Genomic DNA, 10512 nt, shown 5'->3' on the forward strand with positions numbered 1-10512 from the left:
CTCACTTAAGTTACGTGTAAAGTATATGCAATCTCCCTTAAACTGTATCTTTATAAAATCCCTTTAGTAGAAGGTATACCCTCTGTCCTTTCATCTATTCTCAATGCCTCATCAAGAGCCCTCCCCAGTGCTTTAAAAGTTGCCTCTATAACGTGATGACTGTTACCGCCGTGCAAAAGTTCTACATGTAGCGTAATGCCAAAGTTGTAAGCAAAGGCTCTTAAAAATTCTTCCACATTTTCCGTTTCAAAATTTCCAACTCTTTCAGCTTTTAAAGGCAAATCACAGTATAAAAAAGGCCTTCCACTTATGTCTACAGAAACTCTCACTAAGGCTTCGTCCATGGGTACATAAAAAGTGCTAAACCTTTTTATAGACTTTTTATCTCCACAAGCCTTTAAAAAAGCATTACCCAATACAATACCTACGTCTTCAACAGTGTGGTGAGTGTCTACCTCTAAATCTCCCTTTGCCACTACTTTTAAATCAAAAAGTCCGTGCTTGGCAAATAAAGAAAGCATGTGGTCAAAAAAACCTATTCCCGTAGCTATGTCATAATTTCCCTTTCCATCAATATTAAGTTCAACGTATATATCCGTCTCTTTAGTTTTTCTCTTAACTTCCGCCTTCCTCATGGCAATAACTCCTTTAACCCATTTATAAAATAATCATTAGCCTCTTTGCTGCTCACTGTTATCCTTAAAGCTCCTTCAAGCCCTTCTACCTTTGAAAAATCCCTCACCAAAATTCCTCGTTCTAAAAGTCCTTTATACACATAATCTGCATCTTTAAATTTTACCAATATAAAATTCGTTTTTGAGGGATAAACTTTAATGCCAGGAATTTTAGTTAACTCTTTTATCAGACGCTCTCTTTCTTTTAAAATAAAGTTAACTCTTTCTTTTAAAACACCAGTCCTTAAAACCTTCAAAGCTATTGCCTGAGATAAAGAGTTAATGTTATAAGGTGATTTCACAAGGTTTAAATACTTTAAAATATTCTCGTTAGCTACAGCATATCCTACTCTCAAACCGGCAAGTCCAAAAGCCTTAGATAAGGTCCTTAAAACAATCAAGTTTTCAAATTCATTTATAACATCTACAATTGTATTACCATAAAACTCAAAATAAGCTTCGTCAACAACTACAATTCCATTGCTCTTTTGTATTATTTTAATTATATCTTCTCTTTCTATCACACTTCCTGTTGGATTATTAGGGTTACACAAAAACACTAATTTAGGCCGATATTTTTCTATAACTTCCGTGAAACTCCCCACATCATAAGTATAATCTTCTCTCAACCTTACAGGTATTTCGACTGCTCCCGCGATTTTGCTGTATACACTGTACATCGCAAAAGAAGGATGAGGATATACTACCACATCGCCTTTGTTAACAAAAGCTAGCATAATAAGGTGGATTATCTCATCCGAGCCATTTCCCACAAATATGTTTGTAGGCTCAACTTTGCAATATCGTGCCAATTCTTCTTTTAACTTTTCTGCAGTAGGGTCTGGATATACATTTACTTGAGAAGATTTTACAATCTCTTGAATATTTTTTATCACTTCTTCAGGAAGTTCAAAAGGCGCTTCATTTGCGTCCATCTTATATCTGTAGGGAATACTGTGCACTTTATAATTTTTAAATCCCTTAATTTCTTCTCTCACCAAATTCTCAATCATTTTAAAACCTCACTTTTATAGAATTAGCATGAGCGGTAAGCCCTTCTGAATTTGCAAAAGTGATTACATCCTTTTTTACCTCTTCTAAAGAATCCTTAGAATAATAGAGAATATTCATCTTTTTGATAAAGTCCGTCACAGAAAGAGGCGAGAAAAACCTTGCTGTTCCACTAGTAGGAAGCACATGGTTAGGGCCAGCAAGATAGTCCCCTAAGGGTTCTGGAGAATATTCTCCCACAAAGACTGCTCCTGCATTCTTGATTTCACCAATTATTTCAAAGGCATTGGAAATGTTAAGCTCTAAATGCTCCGGAGCTATGTCATTAGCAATACCAATTGCTTCTTTTAAATTATTTACAACAATTATCGCGCCAAAATTTTTTAAAGACTTTTCAATTATTTCTTTCCTTTCAAGATATTCCATTTGCCTTTCAATTTCTATTTTTACTTGTTGCGCAACCTCCAAAGATGTTGTGACAAGTATTGAAGATGCCATTACATCGTGTTCCGCCTGTGACAGCAGGTCCGCCGCCACATATTTAGGATTAGCACTCTCATCAGCTATCACCAAAACTTCACTGGGGCCTGCCACCATATCAATATCTACATGTCCGTAAAGGGCTCTTTTAGCCATTGCGACAAAAATATTTCCCGGGCCAACTATTTTATCCACCTTAGGTATTGCCTCTGTACCAAAGGCCAAGGCTGCAACAGCCTGTGCGCCACCAACTTTATATATATCCTCTATTCCTATCTTGTCTGCAGCCACTAACACATAAGGGTTTATTCCCTTCTTACCAGCCGGAGAAACCATCACTATTTTCTCTACACCAGCCACCTTTGCAGGTATTCCATTCATCAAAACTGAAGAAGGATAAGAAGCAGTTCCCCCCGGCACATAAATTCCAACTTGAGAAAGAGGTCTTACTATCTGCCCATAAACTATACCTTCTTTAAAATCCATCCATGTAGACTGTTTTTGCTTTTCATGAAATTCTGTTATGTTTTTGATAGCTTTGTCAATCGCTTTTAAAAATTCTCCTTCCACTTCTTTATAAGCATTTTTTATTTCCTCTTTCGTAACTTTTACAGTACTTTTGTCAAGATTTATTCCGTCAAACATGTAAGTATACTCAAACAAAGCCTTGTCTTTTCTCTCTCTTACGTTTGAAATTATTTCTTCCACTTTTTTTGCTATTTCTTTATTCTCTAATTTACTTCTGTTGTGAAGCTTTTGTAAAATACCATTGTCAATTCCCTTTCGAAAATCAAATATTTCAATCATTTTAAACCTCCTCAAAAGTTTTCACAACCTCTTTTAATTTTATAATTATCTCTTTTATTCTCTGGCTTTTAGTTTTAAGACTGGCTTTATTCACTATCAATCTCGCACTGGAAGGAAAAATTTCTTCAATGACTATAAGACCATTTTCTCTTAAAGTATTGCCTGTCTCTACAATGTCTACAATTACCTCTGACAGCCCCACGATAGGAGCAAGCTCCACAGAACCATTCAGCTTAATTATTTCTACATTTTCTCCCTTTTGCCTGAAAAATTCTTCTGCAATATTGGGAAACTTTGTTGCAACTCTTTTATTAGTAAGAAAACTGTCCCTTGCCTCTTTAGGCCCCGCAACCACCATTTTACAAAAACCAAATTTTAAATCTAAAACTTCATAGCAATCTTTTTTTGCTCTAAGAGAATGTCTTTTCCGCAAATTCCCAAATCAGCTGCCCCGTGCTCTACATATGTGGGTACATCTATTGGCTTTACCAACATAAACTTCATTAAATTTTTATAGTCATTAACCACAAGCTTTCGAGAAATATCTTTTAAAATATTCTCAGCAATTCCTGCCTTTTCAAACAAAGTTATAGCACTATCCGCCATTCTGCCTTTTGGCAGTGCAATAGAAATATTTTCCATGTTATTCCCCCATATCTATAATTTCGTCAAAGCTATTTTCATCAACATGCTTCGCTTTTTCATAACTATACATCTCTACAATTTTTCCCTCATCTCTTAACAAAGTGGCTTTCTTGTAAGCATTACTTCTTAAGTTTTCCTTGTATTTTATTAAGACTCTCCAGGATTTATCGATAATATCTTTTTTCTCTTTTTGAAGTGCTAACATTGACCTTTCCACACTTATAGCAAAACCTGTCGCTGGAATGTGCTCTCCAAAAATCCCCAAAAGGCCATCATACCTTCCTCCGGTACATATAGCATAACCAATTCCTTTAACAAAACACCTGAATATGATACCAGTATAATAATTAAGATTTTGCACCATTCCTAAGTCAAAACTTATATACTCTTCCATACCAAAATCTTTTAATATTTTATATACCCTTTCAAGGTAATCTATCGTTTCACCCAGTTTAGGAGTATCGTAAAGCTCTTTTGCTCTTTTAAGCACTTCTTCGCCACCAAATAAAAGAGGAAGTTCACTTAAAAACTCTGCTTTTTTGCCCCTAATTCCTTTGTCTTCTATGAATTCTTCTATCGCAGATTGATTTTTCTGTTGCAAAAACTCTCTTAAAAGGTTTATTTCTTCATTTTGTAGCTCTAAATCTTCCACTACTCTTTTAAAAAATTCCACCTGTCCCACATCCACTTTAAAGTCCTCTATTCCAATACTTTTTAAAGCCTCTATCGCAACTGCTATTATCTCTGCATCAGATTCTTCATGATTTGTACCTATAAGTTCAATCCCTGCCTGAGTAAACTCTCTCATTTTTCCTACCTGAGGGTCATCATAGCGATAGACATTAGCGACATAGCATAACTTAAGTGGGAAACTACCTTTTAACTTCGTAGAGACAATTCTCGCTATTTGAGTAGTCACATCTGGCCTTAAAGCTAATATATTTCCCTTTTTATCGAAAAATCTGTACAAATTGTTTTCATCAAACAAAACAGAAAAATTATCGCTATATTCAAAAGTAGGAGGCATTATCTCTTGATAGCCAAATTTTATAAAAACCTCTCTAAACTTTTCTTCTATTTTGCGCTTAACTCTATATTCTTCCGGCAAAAAATCTTGTACACCATCAGGCAAATATATCATTAAAACACCCCACCATTTACTATGTCTTTGTAACGTGATAAAGTAATAAACTGTACTTCTTTTATTGTATCCTAATTTTCAATGTATGTCAAGCATAGACAAATAGGCAGAAACGTACTGAATATTATCCTGCTTGCATTGTAAATCCACGCGCAAAATCAAAAAGTGAAATTTTACATTATTTGAAGAAAACTTAAGGTTGTTGTGGTATAATTAAATGTAAAAGGAGTTAAATGGTTAAATGTGAGTAATGTATTTGCTGTTAGATGAAAAAGGTGTGGATGTTTTGGCAATTTACATAAGAGGAATAAAAGCTTTTAATCTAATTTGAAAGAAGGTGTTAAATATGCCCTTGCCAAAAGAAAATAAAATATATACTTATGCAGATTATATAGCGTGGCCAGAAAATGAAAGAATAGAACTGATTGATGGCCAAATTTACTTGATGACTTCCCCTTCAAGAACTCATCAAAGGATCTTGGGACAGCTTTTCTATCAATTCTTTGATTATCTCAAAGATAAATCGTGTGAAGTATATATGGCACCTTTTGATGTAAGGTTTCCTGATGGAAATGAGAAGGACGAGAAAGATATAAAGACTGTAGTTCAGCCTGATATAGTTGTTGTGTGTGATGAATCCAAGCTTGATGAGAAGGGATGTACGGGAGCTCCTGATTTGATAATCGAAATTATTTCGCCTTCAACAGCGCAGAAAGATAAACTCCACAAGTTTAACTTGTACGAAAAGTATGGTGTGAAAGAATATTGGATAGTAGAACCCGAAAACAAAATCCTAAGTGTGTTTATTTTACAGGATAATGAAAGATATGGACGACCCGACATATATACACAAGATAATAAAGTTAAAGTTTCTATTTTTGAAGATCTTGTAATTGATTTAAAAACAGTACTAATATGAATAGAAACTGATTATAAACCTTTTTATTGACAAAAAGAGGTGTTTTTTATGATAGAAGCTACTGAATTATTAAAGTATTCTTTAGAAGATGAACTAAAAAGGATAACGAATATTATTATTGAAAAGTGCAATCCAGAGAGGATAATACTTTTCGGGTCAATGGCTAATGGTACTGCTAAGGAATGGAGCGATATTGACTTAGTCGTGATAATGGATACAGATTTAAGATTTATAGATAGATTATTGTACCTAGCTCAGATTACCAATCCAGAGGTACCAGTAGACTTTTTAGCTTATACTCCTGAAGAAGAAAAAAAATTTATTGAAAGTGGACATTTATTTTATACATAAGAAGTGTTGAAGAAAGGAGTTGTATTATATGACAAACGGACAAGCAAAGTATAAACAGTGGTTAGAATACGCAGATAGTGATTAAACTATTCTTCTACTTAATCTATGTATGAAACTTTCAGAAGATTTTGCAAAATTTAAAAATGACGCTAAAATAATTGATATGTTTTACATATCCTAATGCACCGTTGCGGAGCTTACCTGATGGAATGCCTAGTAAAAATGATGCACAAAAAGCCTTTGAAATAGCTCAAAAAATTAGAGATTTTGTATTAGAACAAATTGATGGGTAAGATAGAAGGTCATCGTGAACAATTATAGAAAGGCAGAAGCATGCAGTTTCTGCCTTTCTATAATTTTACTTAATAAGCTTATCAAAAGTATCTTGCAGATTTTTTATGTCTTTCAAAGTTACATATTGTCCTATCCCTATACCGTTGATTAATACATATTTATTTTCTGTATCTCTTTTAGCAAAACTTATTTTTTCTACTTTGTCCTTGCCATACACATCAAAAGCAAAAGGTTGATCTGCTTGTGAAATATTTTTTCCTTCATCTAATCCACTAATTTGAAGTAACACTATTCCGTCTAAGAGATTGTCCACATCATCAGCTTTAATAGCTTTCCCATCAATTTGCCAGTTATCTTTTTCACCTTTTTGTATTTGATACTCTTTTCCATCTTGGTAGAAAACTAATTTAGTTATTTCATTCTTTGGAATAGACACTACAAATTTTTCCATATATTTATATACGTAATCATCTGTCAGAAAGAAATTCTCTAAAGAAGAAGCATTGACTCTGTAAATTTTATCTCCATCAGTTTTTACATAATAACCCTCTTGGTAATTTTCTTTTACAGGAGATTTATTTCCTATAAAAAGTGAATAGCTTTTTCCATTTTTCAAAGATACTTTTATAGCATAAGAAGGTTTGTCAAGGCCATAAGTGGATAAGTCACCTTCTAATATTCTATCAAAAGTGAGAGATGTCAAGCTGTCTAATAATTCATCAACATAAATGCTATCCGCTTTGTAGTCAATAGGTTCTTTTATAATCCATGTATCGCCTTCTTTTTTAAAATCAATTAAAGTTTTCCCTTCTTTTTCTATTTTTAAAGAATTTACATCGTTATTTTTGAAGGTAAAAATTTTGTTGTCCTCTTTAACAGGTTTATTGGTCTTACTTTCATAAAAATAGTAGCCAAAAAGAACAGCGAATATTGCCAGCAAAACAATAGTGGTTTTAAAAACTCTCATAATGTTTTCCTCCTATACCACATGTATCCTCCAATTATCCACATTACCAGTGGAATAATTACAACTGTGGTATAAAAGAGTATAGCAGCTTGTTTGCCGGTTAGGAAAATCTGATTAAACTCAAGGGATTTAGGACGTATAGAAATCTGTGTTGTCTTATCCGCTAACCAGTTAGCACTGTTCATTAAAAAGTCTCTATTAGCTTCCAATGTAATTATTTTATCAGTAAACATCATGCTACTTCCAATAGCTACAATCTTCATCCCTGTCTTTGAATCGGATATAACTAAGCCTAAGCTTAAAGGACCTTTGATATCACCTTTTTGAAAATTAGCATCTTTTGAGTTAAAATCGGTTTTACCCCAAGCTTTATCACTGGTTGAAAGCAATTGCTCTATAGTTATATTTTCTGTTGGTTTATCAGGATAAGAAATACTTCTTGACATTGGCATTACAACGTACAAGTTTGATAAATCCAATTTATTAGTTATAGTATGAAATTTGTACTGAGGAACTGGAGAAAGCGGGTCCATAAAATAATTCCTTCCTGCATCTACTACAACGTCATTGTCAAATTTTACACCCCAAGTAGACAAAAGCTCATTTACAGATTTTTGAGTCAAAGGCCCGTATTCTGCCCCCATCGCAATAATTGCTTTTCCGCCTTTGTCAAAGTATTCTTTTAAAGCAACCATTTCCTTATCAGTAAAGTCTCTTCTTGGGTTAACAATAACTAATAAGTCTGTATTTTTTGGTATTCCTCCTGCCTGTCCTATATTTAAATCTTCTACATTATATCCTTCTCCCCTTAAAGCGTTTTTAAAAGTCACCAAATAGTCAATGCTGTTTAATTCATCATGACCTTGAAGAATATACGCATTTAATTTTTTAGGCTGTGTAACATTAATTATAGCCTGAGTAAATTGTTGCTCCCCGTTAAAAGTAGCAGTATTAGGTTGACTCCCAAAGCCAAAAATATCATAAGAATTTACTATCTGCCTTTTTTCATTAGCACCACTTCCTGCAATAAAAAGCACTGTGTCATAATCCGTAATTCCATATCTTTGAGCAATTGCCGGTTCTTTATCTGGGTCTACAAAATGGACAATTATTCTCTTTGAAACATTTCGGTATTGGTCTAACAAGCTTTTTACCGTGTCTCTTGAAGTAGTACCCTCTTTGAAAAAGGCATAGACAGTTACATCTGTTTTAAGGTTTTTCAAAACCTGCTTTGTCTGGTCAGAAAGAGTATATTGCTTGTTTTTAGTCAAGTCCCACTTGACAGGCTTTTGCGTGACTATGACATTTGCCAATATTAAAATAGCCAGTAAAAGAGCTGTCATTATAAAAGCATTAGTCCCGTACTTTAGCCTTATATTATTCATCTTTTCTCCTCCTAACTCCAACGTCTTTTATCCACAACTCGTATTGTCAAGAAGATAAAAAATACAATTACACTTATGAAAAATACCACATCACTTAAATTCACTAATCCATTTAGAAAATTATTTAGCCTGTCAAAGAAAGACAGATTCTGAAAAATAGTTTTTGCTTTTCCACTAAACACGTCTCCTAGCCAACTAATCAACCAAAGCACAAGAATTAAAGCAAATCCAATTACTCCAGCTATCATTTGATTTTCTGTAAGTGAAGAAGCAAAAAGCCCTATTGATATAAAAGTTGCTCCTATTAGAAACACTCCAATATAACCTGCTATGATAGAGCCCATATCTGGTGAAGAATACAATTTAAGATAAATGGGGTATAAAAAAGTTATTACAAGTGCTATCAAATACACAAACACTGTAGAAAAAAACTTGCCAATCACTATATCAGTAACTGTAACGGGTGACGTGAGTAAAAGTTGATCTGTTCCCGTCTTCATATCCTCTGAAATAAGTCTCATTGTCAAAATAGGACTTATAAACATAAAAACAGTGACCATACTACCTAAGATTGGAGTTAATATAGCATAATGAGTAGATAACACATAGGTTGAAAAAAAGTATCCAGATATCAAAAGATAAAATCCTAGCAGCACATAGGCAAGAGGTGAAAAGAAATAGCTTTTAAGCTCCCTCTTTAGTATTTCCCACATTTTCATCGTAACTTTCCTCCTCTGTTGTAAGTTCTAAAAATACTTCTTCAAGACTATAATTTAGCATTTTAAGTTCTAATATTGGAAAGCCTTTTTTGGCAAAAGCAAAAAACATATCTTTTCGAACATCTTTATCAGCAGAAGATTCCACTGTCAACTTTATCGTATTATCTGAATCAACTTCTGCTTCTACATTAGTTACTCCTTCAATCTCTTTTACACTATTTACTACTTCTTCATAAGACCCTTCCACTTTTATAAAATATCTCCTTGAATTTTGCAATGCAGCTGATAAATTCTCTGTCTTATCTATTGCAACAATTTTCCCTTTATTTATTATAATAACTCTGTCACATACCATACTAACTTCTGGCAATATATGAGTGCTTAAAATTATTGTATGCTTTTTTCCTAACTCTTTTATAATATCTCTTATTTCTTTAATTTGCTTAGGGTCAAGACCTACTGTCGGCTCATCTAATACCAAAACATCAGGGTCTCCTATGATTGCTTGTGCAAGTCCAACCCTTTGTTTATAACCTTTAGACAAGTTTTTTATAAGCCTTTTTCTCACATCAGTCAAACCAACTTCATGTATAATTCGTTCAACATCTTCTCTTCTCTTTTTTGGAGGAACACCTTTTATACCTCCCACAAAATGGAGATATGCCTCTACGGTCATATCTAAATACAAAGGAGGTACCTCTGGTAAATAACCAATATGTTTCTTTGCCTCTATGGGCTGTTCAACAATATCATATCCTGCAATTTTTATAGTACCGCTGGTAGGAGGCATATATCCTGTTATCATTTTCATAGTAGTAGTTTTGCCAGCACCATTTGGTCCTAAAAAACCAACTATTTCTCCTTTATCCACTGAAAAACTTATATCATCTACTGCTTTACGAGTGCCGTAAACCTTTGTGACGTTTTTTAGCTCTATCATCATGATCGTCTCAACCCTCCATTTTACATAGTGTGGAAATTATATCACAAAATTATTAAAAATTTGTGTACAAATTGTTAAGCATTAGTTAAGATTGTAACTTAAAGCAAAATGATAATAAGAAACTATGACAAAAGTCGTCATAGCTTTAGTTTGTTGACAAAGTCAAAAATTTTTTA

Annotated in this window: 10 protein-coding genes and 1 pseudogene; 2 read left to right on the plus strand and 9 right to left on the minus strand. The window is 33.6% G+C overall.

Annotated elements, in window-relative coordinates; genetic code table 11:
- Positions 1 to 50: 50 nt before the first annotated feature.
- The 5 genes and pseudogenes from hisB to hisZ all read right to left on the minus strand — a co-directional run bounded on the left by hisB (position 51) and on the right by hisZ (position 4758).
- Complete coding sequence (hisB, locus tag THEWI_RS10095) at positions 51 to 635, minus strand: imidazoleglycerol-phosphate dehydratase HisB (RefSeq protein ID WP_014063341.1); 585 nt, start codon at positions 633 to 635, stop codon at positions 51 to 53.
- Complete coding sequence (hisC, locus tag THEWI_RS10100) at positions 632 to 1687, minus strand: histidinol-phosphate transaminase (RefSeq protein WP_014063342.1); 1056 nt, start codon at positions 1685 to 1687, stop codon at positions 632 to 634. The genes hisB and hisC overlap by 4 nt, the downstream gene beginning before the upstream one ends.
- A 1-nt stretch (position 1688) precedes the next feature.
- The gene (hisD, locus tag THEWI_RS10105; RefSeq protein ID WP_014063343.1) at positions 1689 to 2972 is read right to left on the minus strand and encodes a histidinol dehydrogenase; all 1284 of its coding nucleotides are present in this window, start codon (positions 2970 to 2972) and stop codon (positions 1689 to 1691) included.
- A 1-nt stretch (position 2973) separates the two neighbouring features.
- Positions 2974 to 3614, minus strand: a pseudogene (gene hisG / locus THEWI_RS10110) (ATP phosphoribosyltransferase).
- A 1-nt stretch (position 3615) separates the two neighbouring features.
- On the minus strand, positions 3616 to 4758 hold the full coding sequence (hisZ, locus tag THEWI_RS10115; protein ID WP_014063345.1) for an ATP phosphoribosyltransferase regulatory subunit: 1143 nt from the start codon (positions 4756 to 4758) through the stop codon (positions 3616 to 3618).
- A 346-nt stretch (positions 4759 to 5104) separates the two neighbouring features.
- Here hisZ and THEWI_RS10120 point away from each other — a divergent pair, with 346 nt between their 5' ends.
- Together THEWI_RS10120 and THEWI_RS10125 are read left to right on the plus strand one after the other, a co-directional pair.
- Positions 5105 to 5677: a Uma2 family endonuclease gene (locus THEWI_RS10120; RefSeq protein ID WP_014063346.1), complete on the plus strand. Its 573-nt coding sequence runs from the start codon at positions 5105 to 5107 to the stop codon at positions 5675 to 5677.
- Between the two features lie 48 nt (positions 5678 to 5725).
- Complete coding sequence (locus THEWI_RS10125; RefSeq protein ID WP_014063347.1) at positions 5726 to 6028, plus strand: nucleotidyltransferase domain-containing protein; 303 nt, start codon at positions 5726 to 5728, stop codon at positions 6026 to 6028.
- 358 nt (positions 6029 to 6386) lie between these two features.
- Here the strand turns inward: THEWI_RS10125 and THEWI_RS10130 are convergent, their stop codons facing one another.
- The 4 genes from THEWI_RS10130 to THEWI_RS10145 are packed head-to-tail and all read right to left on the minus strand — an operon-like array spanning position 6387 to position 10336.
- Positions 6387 to 7289 (minus strand): DUF4340 domain-containing protein, encoded by a 903-nt coding sequence (locus THEWI_RS10130; protein WP_014063348.1) that lies wholly within the window; start codon positions 7287 to 7289, stop codon positions 6387 to 6389.
- Positions 7286 to 8674, minus strand: coding sequence for a GldG family protein (locus tag THEWI_RS10135; RefSeq protein WP_014063349.1), 1389 nt, complete (start codon positions 8672 to 8674; stop codon positions 7286 to 7288). The genes THEWI_RS10130 and THEWI_RS10135 overlap by 4 nt, the downstream gene beginning before the upstream one ends.
- A gap of 11 nt (positions 8675 to 8685) precedes the next feature.
- Positions 8686 to 9393, minus strand: a complete 708-nt coding sequence (locus THEWI_RS10140) for an ABC transporter permease (protein ID WP_014063350.1) — start codon at positions 9391 to 9393, stop codon at positions 8686 to 8688.
- Positions 9359 to 10336, minus strand: a complete 978-nt coding sequence (locus THEWI_RS10145) for an ABC transporter ATP-binding protein (protein WP_014063351.1) — start codon at positions 10334 to 10336, stop codon at positions 9359 to 9361. Before THEWI_RS10145 ends, THEWI_RS10140 begins: the two co-directional genes overlap by 35 nt.
- Positions 10337 to 10512 lie beyond the last annotated feature (176 nt).

This window comes from Thermoanaerobacter wiegelii Rt8.B1, assembly GCF_000147695.2.
GTDB lineage: Bacteria > Bacillota > Thermoanaerobacteria > Thermoanaerobacterales > Thermoanaerobacteraceae > Thermoanaerobacter > Thermoanaerobacter ethanolicus.

Coding starts and splice junctions, on each gene's coding strand:
- THEWI_RS10125 (WP_014063347.1), top strand. CDS start 5,726: ATGATAGAAGCTACTGAATTATTAAAGTATTCTTTAGAAGATGAACTA.
- THEWI_RS10135 (WP_014063349.1), bottom strand. CDS start 8,674: ATGAATAATATAAGGCTAAAGTACGGGACTAATGCTTTTATAATGACA.
- hisZ (WP_014063345.1), bottom strand. CDS start 4,758: ATGATATATTTGCCTGATGGTGTACAAGATTTTTTGCCGGAAGAATAT.
- THEWI_RS10145 (WP_014063351.1), bottom strand. CDS start 10,336: ATGATGATAGAGCTAAAAAACGTCACAAAGGTTTACGGCACTCGTAAA.
- THEWI_RS10120 (WP_014063346.1), top strand. CDS start 5,105: ATGCCCTTGCCAAAAGAAAATAAAATATATACTTATGCAGATTATATA.
- hisD (WP_014063343.1), bottom strand. CDS start 2,972: ATGATTGAAATATTTGATTTTCGAAAGGGAATTGACAATGGTATTTTA.
- THEWI_RS10130 (WP_014063348.1), bottom strand. CDS start 7,289: ATGAGAGTTTTTAAAACCACTATTGTTTTGCTGGCAATATTCGCTGTT.
- hisB (WP_014063341.1), bottom strand. CDS start 635: ATGAGGAAGGCGGAAGTTAAGAGAAAAACTAAAGAGACGGATATATAC.
- hisC (WP_014063342.1), bottom strand. CDS start 1,687: ATGATTGAGAATTTGGTGAGAGAAGAAATTAAGGGATTTAAAAATTAT.
- THEWI_RS10140 (WP_014063350.1), bottom strand. CDS start 9,393: ATGAAAATGTGGGAAATACTAAAGAGGGAGCTTAAAAGCTATTTCTTT.